We start from the raw sequence: 21,624 nt of genomic DNA on the forward strand, positions 1-21,624 counted from the left end.
ATAGATGTAACTCGATGTGCGGAACTTGGGAGCAACCCCGTTCCCTCTCAGGGAGGTCGTTGTGTTGCTCAAAAAGCTGTCCGCACTGCTGTTCGCGATCGTGGCAATGGCGGGCCTGCAGGTCGTCACCACCGGGCCCGCGGCCGCGGCGCCGAGAATCCTGTACTACGACGCCAGCCAGGCCCAGGAATTCGTGGCCGTGGTCAATCAAGGCGCCCAGATCTGGAACAGCCGGGTGACAAATGTTCAGCTTCAGCCGGTGCCGGCCGGGCGAACCCCCAACATCCGGGTGTACGCGGACAACGGCTGGCCGCGCACCTATACGACATCGCTCGGCAATGGCCGCTGGTACATGGGACGCGAAGCCGTGAACGACGGGTATTACCAGCCGCGGATCGCCGCGCACGAGTTCGGGCACATTCTCGGGCTGCCGGACAACCGCACGGGCCGGTGCTCGGATCTGATGTCGGGCAGCAGCGCGCCGGTTTCCTGCACCAACGCCTACCCGAGTGCCACCGAGGCCGCCACGGTCAACACCAACTTCCGGACCTCGGCCACCGTGCCCGCTCAGGTTTTCGTTTTTGCGGGGTGACCACTTACGCACAATGAAGGGTCCGGGAATCCGTTCCGGCGCCGCCCGGCGCCTGGATTCCCGGACCCGCCCTCGGTGGGAACGACGGTCAGCACCATCCACCCAGGTGCGACATCCGCTGCTATTCCTGGAGCTCTTTGACTTCTTTGACTTCTTTGGCGTCCTTGGCTTCCTTGAGCGAGACGACTTCGAGCAGGCCGCTGAGCACCAGAATCTGGTGGACGCCGCGGCTGGGGTTCGCGAGCTGGAAGTCGATGCCCTCGTCGCGGGCGCGCTGGAAGCCGAAAATAATGGCGCCCAGACCGGTGGAGTCGATGAAGGACAACTGCGCGAGGTCGACGACAATTGTGCGGGGAGCCGTTTCCAGTGCTTCCACCAGGGCGATGCGCACCTGGTCCACGTTGAGCACATCGACTTCGCCGTGCAGAGCGACAGTGGCCACATCGTTGTCGCGCTCGAGTGTCGTCACGGGTTCGTCGGTCACCGGGCGCCTTCCGTTGGGACAATCTTCCGCAGTGGCGATGGTTCCACGTACGGTAATCGCAGTGTGAGGGTAGACGGGTGTGTCACTCGCCTGCCAATGAAGAACTGTTGGTCGATGAGGAAACTGTTGGCCGAAGAAGAGGGGGAGGACCGGCGTGCCGATCCGGGGTGGTCTGCCGCCACGTAATCCGCGGTTTGTGGGTCGCGAGGACCTGCTCTCGCGGATGCGCGGACTGCTCGGCAACGGACCGGTCGTGCTGCTCCCCTCCGCCGATCATCAGCTAGGTGGAACAGGACGTACCCAATTAGCGGTCGAATACGCCTACCGCTACGCCGACACCTATGACCTGGTCTGGTGGATCCCCGCCGAGCAGACCGCGGGCATGCGAGCCGCGCTGGTCGGTCTGGCCAGCGAATTGAAACTGCCGGAAGCCCGCGACATCAACCGTACGCTCGGAGCGGTCCGCGATGCGCTGAGCCGCAGCGAGCCTTTCCGTAACTGGCTCGTCGTTTTCGAGAACGCCAACCGTCCGGAGGACATCAAGCCGTATCTGCCCAGTGGCGCCGGACATGTCCTGGTCACCTCGCGCAATCCGCGCTGGACCTCCGAGGTCGCGCAGGCCGTGCCGGTGTCCGTTTTCGACCGCACGGACAGCGTCGACTTCCTGCGCCGCCGCACGCCCGAGATGCCCGTACCCGACGCCGAACGACTCGCCGCCCACCTGGACGACGTCCCCATGGCTCTCGAACTCGCCGCCGCCGTCCGCACCGCCGCCGGGTGGACTGTGGACGAGTACCTCACCCGCTACGAAGCCCGCGCCCAGGAACTCGTCTTCCCCACGCCCATCCGCGTCGCGTGGGGGCTGGCCGCCGACGCGCTGGCCGAGGCGTCCCCGGCGGCATTCGAATTGCTGCAGCTCAGCGCCTTCCTGGCCAGTGCCCCGGTGTCGTGGGAGCTGCTGTGGGCGGCGCGCGGCCTGGCCTCACCCGAGCTGGCTCCGACGTTGCGCATCGAACGCCGGCTACGCGCCGCGATCCGGCTCATCGGCCGCTACGGGCTCGCCGACCTTGACCCGCCCGGTGCCGGGCTCATCGTGCACCCGCTGGTCCGCGGCATGCTGGGCCAGCAGCTGACCTCGGAACACCACGCCGCGATGTTGCGGACGGTACGGGCCATGCTCGCGGCCGCCGACCCGGGCGATCCGGACAATCCCGCCCGCTGGTCCCGCTACGCCGACATCGTCCCGCACCTGGTGCACTCCGACGTGCTGGGCGGCGACTCCGAGGAGATCCGGCACCTGGTCATCAACTGTGTGCGGTTCCTGTACGCCCGCGGCGACTACGACTCCAGCCGCGACCTCGCCGCGCACGCGGCTGCCCGCTGGGCCGACAGCTTCGGCGAAACCGACGATCAGGCGATGCTCGTCAACTTCCATCTGGCCAACGCCTTGCGAGCGGTGGGCCGCACCGCCGACGCCCGCGCGCTGAACGCGCACACCCTGCGGCTGCAACGCGACGTGCTCGGCGGCGACGACGAGACGACGCTGGCCACGGCGAACAGCGTGGGCGCCGACCTGCGCATGCAGGGCCATTTCGAGCAGGCCCGCCAGCTCGACGCCGACAACCTGGTGCGCTACCGCCGGCTGTTCGGCGAGAACTTCCCGACCGCTTTGCGCTGCGCCAACAACCTGGCCGCCGACCTGCGCCTGCTCGGAGACTTCCGCGGCGCCCGCGCAATCGACGAGCAGGTCCTGCGCCACCGCCAGATGATCTTCATTGAGGGTCACCCGGAAACGCTGTCCTCTCGCGCGGAACTGGCCTTCGACCTGTACGGCATGGGCGACTACGCGGGTGCCTCGGCGTTGCTCGCGGTTACCGGGCATTTCGATACCCTGGGCGCAGATCACCCCATGGCCTTGTGGGCCGGCCGCTTCGCCGCAATGGCCGCGCGCCGCGAGGGCAAACCGGAAGCCCGATCCCGTGCGGCGGCGAACGTGGAGCTGTACCGGCAGAAATTCGGCGACCTCAGCGTGGAAACCTTGGCCGCAATGGTGTCCCTGGCCAACTGCGAGCGCGACGCGGGGAACTTCGACGAAGCCCACCGCCTGCTCGAACGCGCGGTGGCCCGCTACCACGCGGTGCTGGGCGACGAGCACCCTTTCACCCTGGCCGCCGGCGCCAACCTGGCCGGAGTCGTACGCGCCATCGGCCGGTCCGCGGAAGCCCGGACCATCGACGCCGAAGCCCTGGGCGGCCTGCGGCGCAGCGTCGGAGTGGACCACCCGTTCACGCTGAGCTGCGCCAACGGGCTCGCGGCGGACCTGCTGGCAGTGGGCGAGGCGCAACCGGCGCGAGAGATGGCGCTGGACACGCTGAACCGATCGCGCGGGCTGCGTGGCGCTGACCACCCGGACACGCTGGCGTGCGCGTTCAACCTGGCGCTGGACGAGGGGGACGAGGTGGGTGCGCTGGCGGCGGTCGAGGGACTGCAGAAGGCGTACGGGGATCGGCACTTCATTCCGGTACGCGCGCAGGCCGGGCAGCGGCTGGAGACGGAGATCGAGCTACCTCCGCTGTAGCCGAAGGTCCGTGAGCCCTGGCTGCCCGCGGACTTCGAGCTGTCCGCGGGCTACGGCTGGGCGTCAGGTGGAGAGCGCTGACTGGCGGTAGAGCAGGTCGGTGAGGTCTGTGGCCGGCATGGGCTTGGCGAAGTGGTAGCCCTGAGCCTGGGCGCAGTCCAGTTCCCGCAGACGCGAAGCCTGGTCCGCGTCCTCGACACCCTCGGCAACCGGCGCCAGGTTGAACGTACGGGCAATCTGCAGGACGGCCTCAGCCACCGACGCACCGCTGGTTTCCTGCATGGCCTGGACGAACGACTTGTCGATCTTGACCACGTCGACCGGCAGGGCGCCGAGGTGGCTGAGCGACGAGAAGCCGGTGCCGAAGTCGTCGAGCGCGATGCGGACGCCGAGGCTCTTGAGTGCGCTCAGCACCCGGGCCGACTCGACCAGGTCGACCAGCGCTACCGATTCGGTCAGCTCGAGAACCAGCAGCGACGGCGGCAGGCCGGTTCGTTCGAGCACGTTGCGTACCTCGTCGATAAGGTCCGGATCGCCCAGCTGGCTGGCCGACAGGTTGACATTCAGCTCGAAGCCCGGCTCCTGCACCTGCCAGATCGCCGCTTGCCGGCACGCCTCCTCCAGCACCCACCCGCCGAGGCGGGGGAGCAGCCCGAGCGCTTCGGCCAGGTCCAGGAAGGCCACCGGGGGAAGCAGGCCGCGCTCGGGGTGGTTCCAGCGGACCAGCGCCTCGACGCCCACTGTGCGCTCGCCGTTGAGGTCGACGATCGGCTGGTAGTGGACCTGGAACTCGCCCTCGTCCAACGCGCGGCGCACGTCCGCTTCCTCGCGGCGGCGGGCCTCGGCCTCGGCGAACTGCGCCGGGTCGAAACGCCGGGCTACGCCCCTTCCATCGGCCTTTGCCTGGTACAGAGCCAGATCGGCTTCGCGCATCACGTCGTCGAGTTGCGCGCCGGTTCCCCGGGTGATCGCAATACCCGCGCTGGCCGGGATGGTCAGCACAACGTCGTCGATGACCAGCGGCTGAGCCAGGTCACGCAGGATCCGGTTGGCCACGGTGTCGGCGATCTGGTCGTCCACCAGGCGCGGCAGCAGCACCACGAACTCGTCGCCGCCGAGGCGGGACACGGTGTCGTTGGCGCGGACGTTGGCGTTCAACCGTTCGGCCGCCGTGCGCAGCAACTGGTCGCCGGTGGCGTGGCCGTACCTGTCGTTGACCTCCTTGAACCCGTCCAGATCGAACAGGAGCACGGCGGTCATCGTGTCGTCGGCGTCCGCGAGGGCATCGGTGGCGTGGTCCATGAAGAGCTTGCGGTTGCCGAGTTCGGTGAGCGGATCCCGGAACGCCTGCCGTACCAATTGCGCCTTTTGCCGCGTCAAGTCACGGACCAGCCCGGCATTCGTGCGAGCGCCAAGGAACTGCCGGACCAGGACGATTGCGGCAACGGCGATGGTGAGCCAGGTCAGCGCCGGGCTGATCGAGCCATGCCGCCCGAACCAGAAGCCGGCCATGATCACGGCGGAGGCGGCCGGCGCGTAGCTGAGCAGCGGCCACCGCCCGGCGAGCAGCATCACCACGATGCCAAGCCCGACGACGGTGGCCCCACCGATGATCAGCCCCGGCACGCCGGAATTACCGGCCACCACGTCTTCGAAGATCGCCGGCCACGCGAGCAGCAGCAACGATGTGAAGATCAGAACGTCATCCACACACCGGCGCGTCCGGTCCATAGCACTGCTGCGGCTCATGCCTCACCTCCAACGGAGCCAAAAATCGGCCCTCGGGAAGGCTTCCTTAGGAAAGCCAGCGCACGATCTCGAGCGGCTCGCCCACCCCCGCCAGCACGCTGGCAACCTCCGGAGCCACGTCGAACCCCCCGGCGATAATCAACCCCACCCAATCAACACCGACAAGTCCGACTTTCCGGTACGCCCGCAGTGCCCTTTCCCGCTCCCCGAGCACATACGCGACGTCCGCTTCGCCGTTGCCCACCTTCGCCGCTTGTCCTGAGCGGCTGGTGTGTTGCCCCGGTGCCCGGCCTTGCCGCCGGAGTTCGTGCTCGGCTGTCCGATTCTCCCGCTGTTGCTCGGGCGCAGCCCCGTTCCCCTCCGCGGGTCTCGGGTCAGTGCCAAGGCCCTCCAAGGAGTGACCTCGCAAGAATCGGTGAGTCAGGTCCAGGCGGGCGTTCGCCTCCAGAGCGCGCCGGGCCATGGGCTGCAAACGGGGCGTGACCTGCGGCGGTGGTTGGCCCGCGTGCCAGGCCTGCGTCAATGCGGCCACATCGTCAGGCTCGATGCGCAGGTTGCGGAGCCGCCAGCGGAGGTAGTGGTCGCGGTTGGCTCCCTCGGCCAGGCGGAGCACGGCCGGCTCGACGGGTTCGGCCAGCCAGGGGCGTACCTCGTCAAGCAATGCCCCGACAAAGCGGGCACCCGCCGGGGTGAGTTCGCGCAGTCCTTCGCCTGCCGCAACCACCGCCGCGCGCCAGCGGGCGAACTCGAACTGGGCCAGCCGGTCCCGGCGCTGTGTGCGCCAGAAGCGGGTGACGGTGAGATAGGCATAGGCGCCGTGCAGAATCCCGGACGCCGGCCGCGGATCATCGCGCCAGGGTGAATAGCCCGTTAGGCCCGGGGCTTCGAGGAGGCCGAACAGGTACTGCACCGCGTTGAGAATGCTGTGCTGAGCTTCGTGCAACAACCCAACCGCCAGCGCGGTGGCATCGGCGGGCTCGGAGATCGCCACCGCCCCGAACGCATCGGCCGAGGTCGCGCTGATTCCCCTGGCCGCGGGATCGGGCTCCACGGGGACGATGCAGGTGAGTACGGCTGCCAATACCTCGGCGTCGGGGCGCACGGCGGTTACCAGCAGGCGCCAAGCCCCGGTGAACTTCTCGCGCCAGCGCCTGAGCTGCTCGTTGGTCAGCCGGGGCGCCGGGGTCAGCCCGAGGTGCGCGCGGAGGGGGTCGCGGTCCTCCAGGCGTACGGAAATTGTCAGGCCGTCATGGGTTGCGGTGAGCGCACGATCGTCGTGGTTGCGCTGGTGGGGGATGTGGGCGGCGGTGGCGAGGGTGGCGAGGTGGGTCAGGCCGGCTTGCTCGGGGGATGCGCCTTCGCGGAGGGCTTTCAGGCAGGACACCGCCCAGACGCCGAAGAGGGGGTCGGCCAGGAGCTCGCGGACGCGGGCTGGGGCTTCGCGCTCGGCGGCGGCTAACGCGGCGATGGGCTCGTCGGGCGCGGCCGAGGTCCGATCTGCCAGTGGTTGTGGCAGATGTTCTGTCTGCTTTGACGGGGATTGCCGGAGCGTTGCGGCTATCTCGTGCAGCAGGAGGAGGTGGCGGCTGAGCTGCGAGCGGCGGAGTTCGGCGATGGTCGCGGCGTCGGGATGGCCGGCGCCGAGGCCGGCCAAGGCTGCGTCGCTGAGGTGGTGGGGGCGGGCGTGGGCCAGGGCCGGGATGGTCACGGCTCAGAGGGCCGAGTTGAAACCGGCGATCGGCTCCCCGGGGTGGGCCAGGTCGTCGGCGAGGCGGCGCAGGCAGTGCGCCAGCACGCTCTCGCCGGCCGGATCCGTGGCCGCGGTCAGGTCGGTGAGCGACAGCTCCGAGACGTCAATCATTGCCGAGCGCCATTCCGGCGTCGCACCGGTAGTGCTCACTACCCCGTCCACCTACGCCTACCTTCGTCGGAGAAGCAATGCGTTTCTCGATGAAGCTACTTGCTGGTTAGCAACGATCTATGTGTTGCCGCCACATTACGGCGGTCGCCAGGTCGGGTGATGTCCGGGCGTGTCCCCGGGTGGGGTCGCCTTGAAGATCCCGGCGTGATCTCATAGGCCACGAACGGAAAAGTCGGCAACGGAGGACAAACTGTGCAGGCCCGAGACGGGAAGAGCGGGGAGCAGGTGCACGATCATCCGGACGAGGAGCCGGAGGAGGTGACCGTAACCCCCGATCCGCCGGTGATGCCGGCGCCGCCTTTCCCGGCGTTCCAGAGCGTTCCGACGCTGCCACAGCAGACGCCGGGCGTGGGCTTCGAGAGCGGGCGCGACAGCCGTGCCCGCTGACGACACGCGTCCGCAGCTGCCCCGGCGCGGACCGGCCCCGGTGGTCGACCAGATGGACAACGCCGAGCTCGCGCGCATGATCGAGGCCGAGCACCCGTACCGGGGGAAGGCCTTGTTCGAGCTCTCCGACCGCATCCCGCACGACGATGACGCGGCGACCAAGGTGGCGATGCTCAGCCGGCTGACATCGCTGCGTCAGGCGCGGCTGTTCGATCGGGTGTCCTTGGCCTGGTCGGCGATCATCGCGCTGCTGGCGGCCGAGACACCGCATGCCCGCGCCTGCGCTTACGAGGCGTTCGGGGCGCTGGACACCGAGGAACGCAGGGACATGCTCGACTACCTCGAGGTCACCGCGATCGAGGACGCGCATCCCCGGATCGGCTGAGGAAACCGGATCGGGCCGAGGGGCCGGATCCGGCCGAGAGATCGGCGCGGGCCCACGAGCTGGATCGGGCTGCCGGGAAACGCACGGCGTGGCCCGGCGCCGACCTGGGGTCGGCGCCGGGCGTGGACAGTGGCCGTGGGCGGGGAGAATCAGTCCTCGACCTTGACGTCCTTCCAGAAGGCGACCCGGTCGCGAACGGCCTTCGCATCCGGCTTGGGGTCCGGGTAGAACCACACGGCGTCCTCGCTCCTGTGCTCACCGGACTCGAGGGTGTAGTAGGACGCCTTGCCCTTCCACACGCAGACGGAGTGCGTGTCGGAGGGCCGCAGTACGTCCTCGCGGAGGGACGAGCGCGGGAAGTAGACGTTTCCCTCAACAACCACGGTGTCGTCGCTCTCGGCGATGATCTCGTCGTTCCAGATGGCCTTCGGCATACCCCGAAAGTAGCGCGCCGCGTGGTGTCAGTCCGATATGCGCGACTTTTCGCCTCCCGTGGGTGAAACGTCGTGGCTCAACGGGGCATTGCCCACCCGGTGTACGAGGATCTAAGGTCGATCAACCCAGGACACCCCGTATGGAAATGGCCGCCGATGAGTACTTTGAGCACAATTCCGGGCACGCGTCTCCCGGCTACCCGCGAACAAGCCCGGCACGCGCTGGTTTTGCTTGGCGCCCCGGCTACGCCGCGGCTGGTGGTGGACGTGCACTCGGCTTTGTTTGACGGCGACCTCTCGGTGCCGGGGCTCGCAGCGGTACTGCGGGACGAGGAGCGGGATTACGATCCGCACGCGCTCACGTCGTACCGCATCGTCCCGGCCCTGCACCACGACCTGTCGGCAGCCCGCGGCATGGTGACGTTGTCGGGCTGGCCGGTGGCCCGCCGGCTGGTGTCGCCGCAGCAATTGCGGGCCGATGCCCTGGCCGCGGTCGCCCGGATCGCCGAGTTCATCATCATTCGGGCGTCGGCGAGTCCAGCGGCGATGGAACTGCTGCGCAGGCTGGCTGAGACGGTTCCGGGTGGCGCGGAGGCGTTCCTCGTGCACGACCCGCGCGCACTGGCGACTGCGGCTCGCGCGGCGCTGGCGGAGCTCACCCCGGGTATCGCCTCGGATGTGGTGGTGGCTCGCTGGGAGCGGCTGGACGATCGGCAGCGGCTGTTCGGCGTGATGAGCCTGCCGAACCAGCGATGCCGCGCGTGACGGCGACTCCACGACCTCGCGACAATTCGGACTCGGCGCTCGATCGGTTCCGGGGCGCCAACCCCGCGAAGCGGCACAACGCCCGGACAATTGCCGCTTTGACCGGTAATCCTGGCTGCTCGCGGCGGGCTGTGCTGGACGCGGCAGGGGTGGACAAGCCGCGCCTGGCTCAGCAGATCGGTTTTCCGATGGGGTTCGGGCAGAGCCGGTTCGCATTGGCTCGGGGCAACGGCTTCGAAGCGATGCTCAAGGCGGACAACTGCGCATTGCTGTTGTCCGTTTTGCGGGATGTGTTGGCGCTCGAAACGGACAGCGTCGCGTATGCCGACCTCGGCGAGGATGACGATGCAACGCTGGGTGCGCGCCATGGACGTACCCGGGAATTGCTTGCTGCCGCCGCCGGGGCCGCCCTGGTCGACCACCCGCTGCTCACCCTTGAGGTCGCGGGACGGCAGGTCTTTCTGGAACCCGATCTGATCGCGTTCCAGGTCGAAGGCCGGCTGCACGTCGTAGAGATCAAGTCGTTCGCGATCGTGGACGGTCAGGCCGACAGCGCCAAGGTGTCGGCGGCAGCCGTGCAGGCCGCGGTGTACGTACTCGCGCTGCGCCGGCTACTGACCAGTCTCGGACACGATCCGGCTCTGGTCAGCCATGACGTGGTGCTGGTCTGCCCGCGCGACTTCTCGCTGACCCCGCAGGCCGTGGTCATCGACGTGCGCAAGCAGCTCGCGACGCTGAAACGTCAGCTCACCCGGCTCGCCTCGGTATCCGATCTGGCGGCCTCGCTGCCGGATGGCATCAGCTTCGACGTGGCGCTGCCCCCGGCCCAGCTGATCGCCTCGCTGCATGAGGTCGAGGCCCGATATGCCCCGGAATGCCTGTCGGCGTGCGAGCTTGCCGTGTTCTGCCGTCACGAGGCTTCCGGCAGCACCGCCGCGCTGGGCCGCCCGGTGCGTGACGCGCTCGGTGGCGTCAACACCATTCAGGAAGCGCTCGAACTCGCCACCGAAGCCCGCACCCCGACCGAAGAACAGGCTGAGGCCGCGGCATTGCTCCAGGCTGCTGCCCGCTTGCGCGCCGGGATCCTATGAGTACGCTCACCGCTCTCGCCCGCGCCCAAGCGTTCGCCGCAGCCCGGGCGCAGCCCCTGGCGACGGTCCGCCACCTGCACCTTCACGAGCGTCCGATGGTGCTGATCCCGTACGCGATGGCCGGTGAGGCGAACGCCCCGCTGGCCGCCATGCTGGGCACTGACCGGAAAAATCCGGACTTGCTGGTGGTGGCTCAGCCCCGCAACCGCGATGACCGGTTCGCCTTCGCCGCGTCGCTGGCCGAGGCAATTGTCCCGTATGTTGACTCCTTCACCGCACTGACCGAGGCGGTCGCCGTGGACCGGGGGCGCGACGTGCGCTACCGCTTCACCGACGCGCCGCAACTGTGGGTGCCCAACTCCGGCGGCGTCGAGTTCCTGCGCCTCTTCGGACGATCGACGCGCTTTCGCAGCACCGAGGGCGAGTACGCGGTGCCGGCGGCGGTGCCCCTGCTGGGCCGGTGGCTGACCTTCTTCGCCAACACCGCCGAGGTCCCCGGCTCATCGTTGCTGCTCAACGTCGTACAGGCGATGTCGTTGCATTGGGCGACCGGGCAGAGCAGCGCCGAAGACGCCCAACTGGCCGCGCTCATGGCCTGGATCGCGCCGCCCGCGGGCGTGAGCGTTTTCGAGGCGGCGGCTGCTGCCGAAAATCCGGCGCTCCTCCCGCCGGCCGGCCCGGCCACGGATCCGGCGTTCGACAACCATGTGCTGGCGCCGCTGCTGTCGGTCGCGGAACCCGACATCGCAGAGTTGACGGCGGTGTTGCGGGAACAGCTGCTGCCGACCTGGAACTTGATGTGGCAGGCGATTGATCTGTTGCGCGCGCTGCCGGTGGGTAGCCGGGTGGCGGGACGCTGGGATGGCGACCGGGATGCTTACTCGGCGTTCTACCAGCACCTGGCCGAAGGTGGCGCTCCTCAGCCACGGCGGGACGGTGCGGTTGCTGCGGCGGCACGGCTCAGCCGGTTGGAGAACGCGGCGGCGCGCTATGCGGTGCAGCGGGCGTTCGACGACCCGCTGGTGATGGCCGAATACCGGCTGGCCGGGGCGGCGTTCGAGGGTGCGGTCACCCTGGCCAAGGCCGACCGCATCGACGATTCGGGCAAGCGTCCGGTGCTGCGGCCCCGGATCATGGTGGTGACCGCTGAACCGGTACGAATGGAGCCCGGCGCCACGCTGACCTCCCCGGCCCGGCCCAGCCAGAAGGCCACGATCATCTCGGTAACGCCTGTTTTGCCCGGGGACGAAGCGAAGACCGAGGTACTGCTCGAACTGTCCGGCGGCATGGGCCGCAAACTGGTGGCCGAGCCGGGCAGCGTTCCCGAGGTGGGGGAGCGGCTGCTGTTCACGACGTTGAGCGAGGCGTACCGGCCGGGTGGCGCCTTCCCCGAGCCGGACCAGACGCCCTGGACGCACGGCGGGCCGCCGGTGAGTGACTCGGCCGCGGATGACGAGGCCGGCGTGAACGGCTCGGCGGAGCTCGAGCCGGCAGCCCTCAGCGGAGCTTGATCAGGAGCAAGGCGGTGTCGTCAGCGCGGCGGGCGGTTGCGTTGATGAGCAGGTCGGCGAGGTCGTCGACCGGGAGGTTTGCCCCTTCGTGCAGGCAGCGGGCCATGCGGTCGATGCCTTCGTCGAGGATGTGGTCCGGGTGCTCGACCAGGCCGTCGGTGTAGAGCAGCAGCGTTGAGCCAACCGGCACCGTTCGGCTATGCGTTGACCGGTGCTGACGGGGCAGCAGGCCGAGGAGGGGTTCCGGCTTCTCCCACCAGATCTCGACCTTGCCGTCCGGGCGCAGCAGCAACGGCGGCGGGTGGCCGGCGTTGGAGAACGTCAGCTCGTAGGTGTCGACGTTGCGGCGTACACGGGCGAGAACGGCCGTTGCGGCGATGCCCATGTTGAGACCGCGGACGGCGAGGTCAAGGCGGGACAGCAGGTTGCCGGGTTCGTCGTCGCGGGCGTAGGCGTCACCTCGTACGAGGTTGCGCAGCTGACCCATCGCCGCCGCGGCTTCGATGTCGTGGCCCGAAACGTCCCCCACCGCCAGCATCACGCTGCCATCGGGCTGGATGAACGCGTCATACCAGTCGCCGCCGACCGCCGCGCCGTCCTGAGCGGGCAGGTAGCGGGCGTGCAACTTCATGCCGGGAATTTGCGGCAATTCGGTCAGCAAGCTGTGCTGGAGAACCTCGGCGACATGGCGTTGCTGGCGGTACAACCGGCTGTTGTCAATGGTCAGACCGGTCCGCCGGGCGATGTCGAGCGCGGTCCGCTCATCGGCCTCGGTGAACGCCGCCCGGTCCGGGCCATTGATCAACGTGATCGAACCGAGAACCTTCTGACTCACCGGCGCGGTGACGGGCACGACAATGTAGGACGCGTAGCCCAGCCGCTCGGCGATCGTGGCGAGTTCCGGGTTCGTGGTACGAGAGAGCAGTGCTGAGCTGGGCTCGGTTGCCCGGCGTACCGGCGTACGGGATCTTTGGACCGCAAGAACCGCAGAATCTGGACCAAGCGCCGAGGCCATGATGTCCGCGAAGCGTTCGGTGTCGGCCTTCCTCAGCGGGTCGCGGTGCGCGCCGGCCACGAGCCGCACGCCGCCGTCGTCACCGGCGAGCGTGACCATGCACCAATCGGCCAGCCGGGGGACGACACCGTTGGCCAGCAGCCGCATCCCCTCGTCAATGTCGAGCGTGCGCGCGAACGTTTCGGTCAACTCGGCCAGCATGGCCAGTTGTGCCCGCGCACTTTCAGCGTGCTGGCGAGCCTCATCGGCCACGGCCCGCGCGATCCGCAACCGCAGCTCGGAGGCGCAGGCCTCGGCAAGGTCGGCCAGAATTTCCAGCTCGTCCTTGGTCCAGGCCCGAGGCTTCGTGTCGATCGCGCACAGCGACCCCAGGGTCCGGCCTTCGGCATCATTCAACGGCATCCCCGCGTACGCCACCACGCCGAGCTCCGGAATCGCCAAGTTGTCCCGCACCTGCGCATAGATCCGCGCGTCGGGAAAGACCTTGGGAATTCCCTCGTCAACCACATGCTGACAGAACGAATGGGTGAGCGGGGTCTCGCGCTTCTCGGACCACGGCTCAGGCAACCCGACCTGCCCGGGAAAAAACTGCCGGAGATCATCAACCAGAGAAACAAGCGCCACGGGTACGCCCAACATGCGCTTGACCAGCGAAGCGAACCGGTCGAAGGCAGCATCCGGCTCGGCGCTCGCGGCAACCTGATGCAGAGCGTGCAGTCGCGCCGGGTCGGTGAGGGTGCGTGCGGTGGCATCCGGGCCAGCTGTGCCCGGAAGGTCTGCCTGGCCGTTCGCGTCGGCTGGGATGTCGCCGAGCCCGCTCATGCGCCCTCCCTGCAATTTCGACTCGGCGGTGAGAGCAGCCAGGCTACCCGCCCGGCGGCGAACCGGCTGCGTGCCGAAGAACACGGATCCGCATCACGTCGGTCCCGCTCAGGCCTCACCCGGGGTGGGACTCGAAATGTCACGACGCAGGGACGTTTGCCAGATCGGCCTTTCTCGCCCCGGTGCCGGCCACGGACGCCGAACCGGTGTGTGGTTGCGGCGCGGTACAGCCGCCAAGCCGGTGGGACCCGTTACGGCGTGGGGGTGTCCGGCCTCGTCATCGGAGCCGTTACGGCGCGGGAGTGTCCGCCGTCGTCACTTGGGCGTTGCGTGCCTTGGCTGCCCAGCGTTCCGCCCACCGCTTGCGCACCACTTCGAACGAGGCGTCGTCCAGCCCGTACGTCGACACGGTGATCTCCATCCGGCCCGCCCCGCGGCTGTTCTGCGGTTCGCGGCCGGCGATCACCACGAGGTGGCCGTCGCCGTCGACCAGCCAGGCCGCGCGATCGCCGGCGCGGGTGACCGCCCCACCGATGGTGCCGAGTACCTCTGGCCAGTTGGTCGCTCCGGTCAGGTAGATGGTGCGGCGTGCCCCTTTCGGCCGCTCAATCAGCAGGAACTGCAGCTGGAGCAGGAAGGCGCGCCAACCTTCCTCGACCGCGTCGTACCGGCCGGAATCGTCGGTTGAGCCTTGCCGTACGGCGCGTACGACCGTGCCGGCGTCGTTTCCGCTCACCTCCAAATAGGAGCCGTCGGCCCAGCCCATCCGCTCGGGCGCCAAGAAGGTGGCCTCGTTGACAAAGATGTGCTGGATCTCGCCGTCCAGGTCGTCGTAGTCCCAACCGAACCACTGCCGCAGCACGGGCGGCTGCGTGACCGCATCCCACACCTCGTCGCGGCCAAGGGGCAGACTTACTTCGACCAAATAGGACTTCGGCGTCTCTCGATCAGTCACGCCCCTATCCTGGCGGTAACTCCGGAACTACGCCATGCGATCTTGGCCTCGTTCTCTGCCCGATTTCACCACCGACGCCCGCATCCCGCAGTCACTCCCCGGCAGCGGAAGAGGCGGCCAGCGCTCAACCCCGAGCGGATCGTTCGCACGGTTTCCGTACGCCCCAAGCCCGACCATGCAGCCGCGGCCGTAAGTTCGCGCGTCACCAAGCCTTCCTCCAGTAGTCCCGCCCCGATGAGCCTGCCCAGAGCAAACGCCGCCCGGTTGAGGGTGTCGTTGCGCGATCCCGCCGGTGCATGCGCGACGCGTTCGGTCTCGGTTTCCAGTGCGACGGCCGCGTACCTGTCGGGGTGGGCGATGGTCGCCGAGCCCAAAGCCGTCGTGGACTGCGGGGGCTCCGGGCCGGCGATGAGTTCTTCCAGCGCCGCCGGTGCTGACGGCAGTGGTATGCCGGGGCGGACCACCCAGTAATAGGTGGTGCCGCTGGCGTGCCGGGATGGTGGTGCCAATACGTAGCCGCCGTCGCCGCGCCAGTCGACGCCGGGGATGACGTGCACCCTGTTGCCGTACCCGAGAGGTGAGAACCAGAAATGCCAGCCGCCGCCGCCCGTGCGCACCTGGGGTCCCTGCGGCATCGCGCCGTCCAGCACGTGCCGCAGGCCGTGCCAGCCTTCGAGGGAGTCGACGTCGGCCACATCCATCGCGACGCCGGTGCGCAGGCCGATGTTGGCGTCCGGCCAGCGTGACCACCATTTGTGCACCGTATGCGGGTCGGCGCTGGCTTCTCTGAGCCCGTGCCGCAGCCTCGGGTGCTTGCCGGGCCGATCGCAGTCCGGGCGCCCGCAGGAACACGATCCGCCCAGGTCAGGCGTGTGCACCGGCAGGACCGGGATGCCGTGCCGGGCATAAGCGATTGCCGCATCAAGCTTCATTCGTACAAGTGTACGAGTTCAACCGGTTCGCCGCCGAAGTTATCCACAGGGCCGGGCAGTGGTCAGATGCTGTTCTTTTAGCTTCCCTAAGGTCCGCCGGTGTTGAAGAGCAAGCCGGTTCCGCAGTGCAAGCCGGTACTGGGCGGGCCGGTGCTGAGAAGCGAGCCGGTCTCGAAGAGCAGCAGGGTCTGGGCTCTGCCGGCGTTGACAGCCGCATGCCTAGGCGCATGGCGGCTGACCGGCCCGGCGTTGTGGGCCGATGAACTGGCGACATGGGGTGCCGTCCGGCTGTCCTGGTCACAGTTGTGGCAGCTCACCGGTTCGGTCGACGCCGTGCTCTTGCCGTACTACTTCCTTCTCAAGGCCGTTACCTCCCTTGCCGGAACTGGAACGGCTGCGCTGCGTCTTCCTTCGCTCGCCGCTGTTGCGGTGACCGCCGGGGTGGTCGCGGTGATCGGCAGGCGTCTCGGTGGCGCCGGGGCAGGGATAACTGCCGGCATGCTGTTCGCGCTGCTGCCGGTCACGTCGCGCTATGCACAAGAGGCGCGACCGTATGCCCTGACTGTGCTGTTTGCCGCTCTCGCTCTCCTGTTCCTCATCCGCCTTCTGGAGCAACCCACAAGAAGCAGGATCATCCGGTACGCAGCAGCCTCCACCGCCACCGGACTTCTCCACCCCCTCAGCGCCGTTTTGATGCTGGTGGCCCACGCCACCGCGGTGACCGTGCACCAGCTCAGCAACCGCCGAGCCGGGTGGCGGACAACCTGGCTGTGGGCGGGTGCGGCGTTCGTGGCAGCCGCACCCGTTGGACTTCTGAGCATCCGCGCCGCCGGGCAGAACGGCCAGGTGTCCTGGATCACGCTTGTCGATGCGCCGACCCTCGAAGCCGTGCCGCAGCATTTGTTCGCGTCCGCGGCGGTTGGGGGCATCGTTCTTGCCCTGGCGGTGCTCGGCGTGCGGCGGGGAATGGCCACTTTGTGCGTGACGTGCGCCGGCTTTGTCCCGCCGGTTCTGCTGCTGATCGCCGGAACTCAGGTGCCGGTCTGGGTCGCCCGGTATGTGCTGCTGGCCGTTCCTGCGCTGGTGGTGCTGGCCGGCGCCGGTGCTGCGCGGGCGGGGCGGGTGCAGGCGGGAATGGCGCTGGTGGTTGCCGTGCTTTTGTCGTACGCGATGCAGATCGATCTTCGAAGTGGCGCCGGGCATCGGCAAGATACGGCGCGGATCGCGCAAGTCATCGGCCCTCGGTATCTCGCGGGCGACGTGGCTGTCTTTCCCGACACCCATCCGAGCATCCCCTGGGCGGCGCGGGACATCTACGAACGCTACCTCCCGGAGCCGCGGCCGCCGGACGTGTTACGGATCACTCCACAGCGCACCGACGGGCAGTTCTTGGCCACCGAATGTCTGTGGGCAGCCTGCCTGACCTCGCCGTCCCGGATCTGGATCATCCGGGGCGACAACCTGCCCGACCTGCTGGACGGCATGCCGCTGGCGAAAAGGATCCTCCTCACAGCGCACTACCGGCGTGCGCAGCGCTGGTCCTATCCCATGCTGACGATCGTGCTGCTGGAGCGAAAACGCAGGTGAGGCAGTTATCCACAGGCGGGACGACGCTTTTTTGCGAAGCCGCTTATGCTCGCTGCTCAACGGGATCGAACTCGATTTTCGCGCCGACCGAGGAGGGACAGCCGCCGTGAGTGACGAGACGAAAGACGCCACTTCGCCTGCGGCGGTGGCATCGACACCGCTCAACGACACCGTGCTGCCTATGTCAGGCCTGGGAAACCCGGCTGACCTGGAGGTTCCCGTGGCGGAACGCGCCTCCGGCCAGACGGCCACGGTGCGCGTAAGTCCTCCTGCACCGGTTGCTCGCAGCGGCGGCAAGCTGCCCAAAGGCTTGATCGCCACGTACTTCGCCGGTGGCGTCGCCCTCCTGCTGGTCGGTGCGGTTGCCGTCGTCTACCTGGCCGTGCGGGCCTACGGCGGCAATGCTCCCGAATCAGCTTCGGTGACCGTCTCGCGTGGCGCGCAGCCATCGGTGCCGGCCCACGGAGTGTCGTCGCAGGAGGCCACGGCGCGAAAGGCACAGCCACCGCAGAAGGTGCCGTCGTCGCCGGTTGATCCATCCGATCCGGCGCGGGCACGGTTCGGGCCGCAGCGGCTGGCGAACGGCAAGCCGTTCGTGATCCAGGGCGAGAACAACTCGAAGTTCCAGGTCACCGTCACCGCGGGCACCTTCCACAAGGGTGCCTGCGACATCTACTCGGTCAAGCCCGAGGAGGGCGGCTACCTGCCGGTCAAGCTCAAGGTCAAGGTGCTGGAAGGCGAACCCGAGATCAGCGAGTACGACTTCCGCTTCCAGAAATCCGACGGCTCGTGGCTGCCGTCGGTCGGGGGAAGTGGATGCGATGGCCGTGATTACGGCGGCTTCCTGCGCCGGCTGTCGGCCGGCCGCGAGTATTCGTCCTCGGTGGTCTTCGACGTGCCGGGCAAGAAGGGCGACATCGTGTTCGTCTACCCGATCATGGACGTCGTCGCGGCTTGGAAGGTCGGCTGAACGAGGCTGACGGTTCGGGGGTGAGGCTGTGCAGGACATGAGCGATGTGATGGGACGTGCTCCACGCTATCCAGCTTGCCGGGCTGCCACCGCCGCGAGCACTGCGTGCGCGACGGGCGATCTCGGCGTCGCCCCACGAGAAGCGGGCCCCCTCGGCCGGCCAATGCGGGGAGCCGACCAGCGTCCTGCACAAGTCATGACAGCGATCGTCGCTTCGCCCGCCTCTTCTGGCCCAGCGGTAGATCCACCAGTCCCGTTCGGTGGTGTAGCGCAGCGTAGGGAGCTGCCGATGGTTCACGCCGTTGCGACGCACGGGAGACGTGACGCCGTAATCCGCATAGCCGACACCCGGCTCCTTCAACCGGGCCCAGACCTGGGCGTCGAGCCGGCCGACGGTAACCGGTTCATCCGCCGGAAGATCGTCCAGGTTGGGCGGCATGGCTCCGGCGGCCACCGTCACCGAGCGCCACGGCATCGTCCTGGCCCAGCGCAACACCTGACGGGCGCGTTCTTCGATGCGGTACGCGTGGGCGGCACAGGCGGTCTCGGCAAGATCGATCAGCAGGTCCACGCGCTCGGGATCGAGCCCCGCGCCGGTGAGCAGGCGCGACGTCGTGGCGGTGGCCTCCGCCGAGTTGCGCACGTCAAGGTGCGGCTGAAGCCGCAACACGGCCCGCATCAGGTGCATGCGTGCGGCCAGGCCGTGTTCGGAAAGGCGACGAGAGCTGTCGTACGCCCGCAGCACCGGCAGCATTGCCACGCCCAGCTCTGCCAGTTCCTCGGCGAGGTCCAGCGGCGGCGAAACGAGCGAGCCGGCCGGGTCGGGCACCGCGCCCAAGTCCACACCGACCGCGGTGGTGCGCGGGGGCACCTGCTTGATGAGCTGCGGCAATCGATCCTGCGAACCGAGTTCCACAATCGGCATGACCAGCCGAGCGGCAGCCGCGTCCAAATGGTGCAGGGCGCTCAGTTCGCCCCGGCGGGGACGCAGGATCGGCCTGTACACGCCGTCGTCCGCATCGCCGGGGCGCATGAAGACACTCATTCACTTAAAGTAGCCATGCTGGACCCACTTGTGGCAATACGCCAGTTTTGTCAGACCCTCCCAGTACGGTGTGCGCCGTGATGGAAACCCCGGGCGCCGAGGCGGCGCGCATCGTTGACGCCGTGCTGCACGACCTCGCGACGTCCGTGCACCGCGGCGTCGTGGTCGACTCCCCGCCCGGCGCGGGCAAGAGCACCCTGGTGGTTCGCGCCGCCGGCGTGCTCGCGGCAACGGGTGTGCCCCTGATGATCGTCGCTCAGACGAATGAGCAGGTCGACGATCTGATTGCCCGGCTGGCAGCGGCATCGCCCGAGCTCGGCGTCGGTCGCCTCTCCGCCGTGGACTACGTCGCGACCGAGCGGGTTCGCGCGCACCCGTCGTGCCGGGTGGGCGCCAAGGTAGCGGATCTGGGCGGGCCTGCGGTCACGATCGGCACCGCGGCGAAGTGGGCCACCGTCACCGACGGCACCTGGCCCTGGGCAATCGTCGACGAGGCGTACCAGATGCGCTCCGACGCTCTGCTGCGTGTGGCGCCCCGCTTCGATCGGGCGTTGTTCGTCGGAGACCCGGGCCAGCTCGATCCCTTCTCGACCGTCGAAGTCGATCGCTGGACCGGTCTGTCCTGGGATCCCATGCAGAGCGCCGTCGCGGTCCTGCTGCGCCACAACCCCGACCTGCCGGTCCTCCGCCTCCCCGTCTCCTGGCGCCTGCCCGCCTCCGCCGCCCCGGTGGTCGCAGCCGCGTTCTACCCCTTCACCGGTTTCCGCTCCGGCACCGGACCAGCAGACAGAACCCTCTCCTTCGGTACGCCCACAGCATCGCCGATCGACGAAGTCCTCGACGTGGCCGCAACCTCCGGCTGGGCCCTGCACGAGCTGCCGGCCCGTTTCACCGTCCGAACCGACGCAGAAGCGGCAGCAGCGTGTGCCCTCATCGCCGCCCGAGCCCTGGCCCGCGACGGCGTCACCCAGTCCGAATCGGGAACCCGCCCCCTGACCGCCGACCGCATCGCCATCGGCGCCGCCCACCGTGATCAGGTAGCAGCCATCCGGGCTTTCTTGCCGGAAGAGGCCCGCGACATCACTGTCGACACGGCCAACCGTCTGCAAGGCCGCGAGTACGACCTCACCGTGGTCCTGCACCCGCTGTCCGGCCGCCGTGACGCCACGGCTTTCCATCTGGAGTCGGGGCGCCTCTGCGTGCTGACCTCCCGGCACCGTCACGCCTGCGTGGTCGTTGCTCGCGAGGGAATCGCGGAACTGCTGGACGCGCACCCTTCGACGGAGCCGGTGCACCTGGGTGTGCCGGTCAAGTTCCCGGACGGCTGGGAGGCGAACCAGGCGATGCTGGCTCACCTCGCCGGAGTGGGGGTGCGCGCCTAGATCGGCAGGTCACTGTCGCCGCCCAGGTTGTCGATCATCCGGCGCAGGAGACCGCGCGCGACATCCTGGAGGCGATGGCGACCGCGCAGGTTGAGGTGGCCCAACGCGCTGCGTCCGCAACGGCCGAGACAATCGGCGCGGACTCCGAGACAGGCAAGGCGATCATCGCGTCATTCCGGCCATGACCTCGCCATTTACGGTACGGCCACAGGAGGTTGCCGCCCACTCCACGCACGTCCAAGCGGTGGCCGACGGCGTCACGGCTGCGGCTGATGCGGGAGCCGTCGTCCGATCGGGAAACGAGGCGTACGGGCAGCTGTGCGCCTTCGTGCCCCCGATGCTGAACATCTTGCAGGACACCGTGATCAATGCCCTGCGCACCACGGCCGCTCGACTGAACGACACGGCCGGCGACCTGCGTGACACAGCAGCCGACTACGAAACTACGGAGTGGGTGCGCGAACGCGTATTCCACGCGATTCGGAACGCGCTATGACCACGGATTCGCCAGCTGGATCGCCATGGGCCGGTATCTGGATCGCCGAGGACATCGAGCAGCTCGCCGAGGGTGTCGAAAGCGGCAACTGGATCGACAGTTCGCTCGCCTTGATCGGTGCAGGACTCGACGGCCTGGCCCTGATGTCCGACCCACTCGGCGGGCTCCTGCAGTACGGCATCGCCTGGCTGATCGAGCACGTCAAACCCCTCGCCGAAGCCCTCGACTGGCTCGCCGGCGACCCGGCGCAAGTAACCGCCAACGCCACCGCTTGGCGCAACACGGCATCGTCCCTATCGGCCGAAGCAGCGACCCTCCGACGCACCTTGGAAACCGACGTACCGGATTGGACCGGGGCGGCATTCGAGGCTTACGCACTGCACGCCACTCACCAGGCACAAGCCCTCGAAGCGCTGTCCACGGCGGCGAATACCACGGCTTCGATGACCGAAGTAGCAGGCATCCTCGTGGGGTCCGTGCGCATGATGGTCCGCGACGCTGTAGCCACGGTGGTGTCCCGGCT

General features: G+C 68.4%; 20 protein-coding genes. 11 read left to right on the plus strand and 9 right to left on the minus strand.

The window, feature by feature from the left end; genetic code table 11:
* Window positions 1-61 precede the first annotated feature (61 nt).
* On the plus strand, window positions 62-592 hold the full coding sequence (locus TFC3_RS05640; RefSeq protein WP_067496525.1) for a snapalysin family zinc-dependent metalloprotease: 531 nt from the start codon (window positions 62-64) through the stop codon (window positions 590-592).
* Between the two features lie 121 nt (window positions 593-713).
* Here the strand turns inward: TFC3_RS05640 and TFC3_RS05645 are convergent, their stop codons facing one another.
* Window positions 714-1,076: an STAS domain-containing protein gene (locus TFC3_RS05645; RefSeq protein WP_067496528.1), complete on the minus strand. Its 363-nt coding sequence runs from the start codon at window positions 1,074-1,076 to the stop codon at window positions 714-716.
* 154 nt (window positions 1,077-1,230) lie between these two features.
* On the opposite strand from TFC3_RS05645, the gene fxsT reads away from it, so the two are divergent.
* A complete protein-coding gene (fxsT, locus tag TFC3_RS05650; RefSeq protein WP_067496532.1) occupies window positions 1,231-3,654 on the plus strand; it encodes an FxSxx-COOH system tetratricopeptide repeat protein in 2,424 nt (807 codons plus the stop codon).
* A gap of 63 nt (window positions 3,655-3,717) precedes the next feature.
* Here fxsT and TFC3_RS05655 read toward each other — a convergent pair whose 3' ends face one another.
* From TFC3_RS05655 to fxsA, 3 genes are read right to left on the minus strand one after another with little or no spacing between them, the layout of a single operon-like run.
* Window positions 3,718-5,403 carry a bifunctional diguanylate cyclase/phosphodiesterase gene (locus tag TFC3_RS05655; protein ID WP_067496535.1) on the minus strand — a complete coding sequence of 562 codons (1,686 nt, stop codon included), beginning with the start codon at window positions 5,401-5,403 and terminating at the stop codon, window positions 3,718-3,720.
* Between the two features lie 46 nt (window positions 5,404-5,449).
* Window positions 5,450-7,057: an HEXXH motif-containing putative peptide modification protein gene (locus TFC3_RS05660; protein ID WP_161952539.1), complete on the minus strand. Its 1,608-nt coding sequence runs from the start codon at window positions 7,055-7,057 to the stop codon at window positions 5,450-5,452.
* A gap of 57 nt (window positions 7,058-7,114) precedes the next feature.
* The gene (gene fxsA, locus TFC3_RS05665) at window positions 7,115-7,315 is read right to left on the minus strand and encodes an FxSxx-COOH cyclophane-containing RiPP peptide (protein ID WP_082771866.1); all 201 of its coding nucleotides are present in this window, start codon (window positions 7,313-7,315) and stop codon (window positions 7,115-7,117) included.
* Between the two features lie 201 nt (window positions 7,316-7,516).
* On the opposite strand from fxsA, the gene TFC3_RS05670 reads away from it, so the two are divergent.
* Together TFC3_RS05670 and TFC3_RS05675 are read left to right on the plus strand one after the other, a co-directional pair.
* A complete protein-coding gene (locus TFC3_RS05670) occupies window positions 7,517-7,711 on the plus strand; it encodes a hypothetical protein (RefSeq protein WP_067496544.1) in 195 nt (64 codons plus the stop codon).
* A complete protein-coding gene (locus tag TFC3_RS05675) occupies window positions 7,701-8,096 on the plus strand; it encodes a hypothetical protein (protein WP_236718000.1) in 396 nt (131 codons plus the stop codon). Before TFC3_RS05670 ends, TFC3_RS05675 begins: the two co-directional genes overlap by 11 nt.
* Before the next feature lie 149 nt (window positions 8,097-8,245).
* On the opposite strand, the gene TFC3_RS05680 is transcribed toward TFC3_RS05675, so the two are convergent.
* Entirely contained in the window at window positions 8,246-8,530 is a 285-nt protein-coding gene (locus tag TFC3_RS05680; protein WP_067496546.1) for a DUF427 domain-containing protein, read from the minus strand.
* 156 nt (window positions 8,531-8,686) lie between these two features.
* Between TFC3_RS05680 and TFC3_RS05685 the strand changes: the two genes are divergently transcribed.
* From TFC3_RS05685 to TFC3_RS05695, 3 genes are read left to right on the plus strand one after another with little or no spacing between them, the layout of a single operon-like run.
* Window positions 8,687-9,295: a hypothetical protein gene (locus TFC3_RS05685; RefSeq protein WP_153040106.1), complete on the plus strand. Its 609-nt coding sequence runs from the start codon at window positions 8,687-8,689 to the stop codon at window positions 9,293-9,295.
* Entirely contained in the window at window positions 9,283-10,386 is a 1,104-nt protein-coding gene (locus tag TFC3_RS05690) for a hypothetical protein (RefSeq protein ID WP_067496552.1), read from the plus strand. The genes TFC3_RS05685 and TFC3_RS05690 overlap by 13 nt, the downstream gene beginning before the upstream one ends.
* Window positions 10,383-11,897 (plus strand): hypothetical protein, encoded by a 1,515-nt coding sequence (locus TFC3_RS05695; protein WP_067496555.1) that lies wholly within the window; start codon window positions 10,383-10,385, stop codon window positions 11,895-11,897. The genes TFC3_RS05690 and TFC3_RS05695 overlap by 4 nt, the downstream gene beginning before the upstream one ends.
* Here the strand turns inward: TFC3_RS05695 and TFC3_RS05700 are convergent.
* The 3 genes from TFC3_RS05700 to TFC3_RS05710 form a co-directional block, all read right to left on the minus strand.
* The gene (locus TFC3_RS05700) at window positions 11,884-13,734 is read right to left on the minus strand and encodes a SpoIIE family protein phosphatase (RefSeq protein ID WP_082772372.1); all 1,851 of its coding nucleotides are present in this window, start codon (window positions 13,732-13,734) and stop codon (window positions 11,884-11,886) included. The genes TFC3_RS05695 and TFC3_RS05700 overlap by 14 nt on opposite strands.
* Window positions 13,735-14,023: 289 nt before the next feature.
* Entirely contained in the window at window positions 14,024-14,689 is a 666-nt protein-coding gene (locus TFC3_RS05705; protein WP_067496558.1) for an activator of HSP90 ATPase, read from the minus strand.
* 65 nt (window positions 14,690-14,754) lie between these two features.
* Complete coding sequence (locus tag TFC3_RS05710) at window positions 14,755-15,621, minus strand: bifunctional DNA primase/polymerase (protein WP_067496561.1); 867 nt, start codon at window positions 15,619-15,621, stop codon at window positions 14,755-14,757.
* A gap of 99 nt (window positions 15,622-15,720) precedes the next feature.
* On the opposite strand from TFC3_RS05710, the gene TFC3_RS05715 reads away from it, so the two are divergent.
* Both TFC3_RS05715 and TFC3_RS05720 read left to right on the plus strand, forming a co-directional pair.
* Window positions 15,721-17,208 carry a glycosyltransferase family 39 protein gene (locus tag TFC3_RS05715; RefSeq protein ID WP_067496564.1) on the plus strand — a complete coding sequence of 496 codons (1,488 nt, stop codon included), beginning with the start codon at window positions 15,721-15,723 and terminating at the stop codon, window positions 17,206-17,208.
* Between the two features lie 106 nt (window positions 17,209-17,314).
* Window positions 17,315-18,178: a hypothetical protein gene (locus TFC3_RS05720; protein ID WP_067496566.1), complete on the plus strand. Its 864-nt coding sequence runs from the start codon at window positions 17,315-17,317 to the stop codon at window positions 18,176-18,178.
* Here the strand turns inward: TFC3_RS05720 and TFC3_RS05725 are convergent.
* Window positions 18,144-19,223, minus strand: coding sequence for a beta family protein (locus tag TFC3_RS05725; RefSeq protein ID WP_236718001.1), 1,080 nt, complete (start codon window positions 19,221-19,223; stop codon window positions 18,144-18,146). The genes TFC3_RS05720 and TFC3_RS05725 overlap by 35 nt on opposite strands.
* A gap of 80 nt (window positions 19,224-19,303) precedes the next feature.
* Here TFC3_RS05725 and TFC3_RS05730 point away from each other — a divergent pair, with 80 nt between their 5' ends.
* Together TFC3_RS05730 and TFC3_RS05735 are read left to right on the plus strand one after the other, a co-directional pair.
* Window positions 19,304-20,605, plus strand: a complete 1,302-nt coding sequence (locus TFC3_RS05730) for an AAA family ATPase (protein ID WP_067496568.1) — start codon at window positions 19,304-19,306, stop codon at window positions 20,603-20,605.
* A gap of 181 nt (window positions 20,606-20,786) precedes the next feature.
* A complete protein-coding gene (locus TFC3_RS05735; RefSeq protein ID WP_067496571.1) occupies window positions 20,787-21,101 on the plus strand; it encodes a type VII secretion target in 315 nt (104 codons plus the stop codon).
* The last annotated feature ends 523 nt before the right edge of the window (window positions 21,102-21,624 follow it).

It is taken from the genome of Actinoplanes sp. TFC3, assembly GCF_001553785.1.
Classification (GTDB): domain Bacteria; phylum Actinomycetota; class Actinomycetes; order Mycobacteriales; family Micromonosporaceae; genus Actinoplanes.

Bases quoted from the DNA above. Each gene is read 5' to 3' on its own strand.
- TFC3_RS05700 (WP_082772372.1), bottom strand. From the start codon at position 13,734: ATGAGCGGGCTCGGCGACATCCCAGCCGACGCGAACGGCCAGGCAGAC.
- TFC3_RS05725 (WP_236718001.1), bottom strand. From the start codon at position 19,223: ATGAGTGTCTTCATGCGCCCCGGCGATGCGGACGACGGCGTGTACAGG.
- TFC3_RS05680 (WP_067496546.1), bottom strand. From the start codon at position 8,530: ATGCCGAAGGCCATCTGGAACGACGAGATCATCGCCGAGAGCGACGAC.
- TFC3_RS05690 (WP_067496552.1), top strand. From the start codon at position 9,283: ATGCCGCGCGTGACGGCGACTCCACGACCTCGCGACAATTCGGACTCG.
- TFC3_RS05685 (WP_153040106.1), top strand. From the start codon at position 8,687: ATGAGTACTTTGAGCACAATTCCGGGCACGCGTCTCCCGGCTACCCGC.
- TFC3_RS05730 (WP_067496568.1), top strand. From the start codon at position 19,304: ATGGAAACCCCGGGCGCCGAGGCGGCGCGCATCGTTGACGCCGTGCTG.
- TFC3_RS05735 (WP_067496571.1), top strand. From the start codon at position 20,787: ATGACCTCGCCATTTACGGTACGGCCACAGGAGGTTGCCGCCCACTCC.
- TFC3_RS05655 (WP_067496535.1), bottom strand. From the start codon at position 5,403: ATGAGCCGCAGCAGTGCTATGGACCGGACGCGCCGGTGTGTGGATGAC.
- TFC3_RS05695 (WP_067496555.1), top strand. From the start codon at position 10,383: ATGAGTACGCTCACCGCTCTCGCCCGCGCCCAAGCGTTCGCCGCAGCC.
- TFC3_RS05710 (WP_067496561.1), bottom strand. From the start codon at position 15,621: ATGAAGCTTGATGCGGCAATCGCTTATGCCCGGCACGGCATCCCGGTC.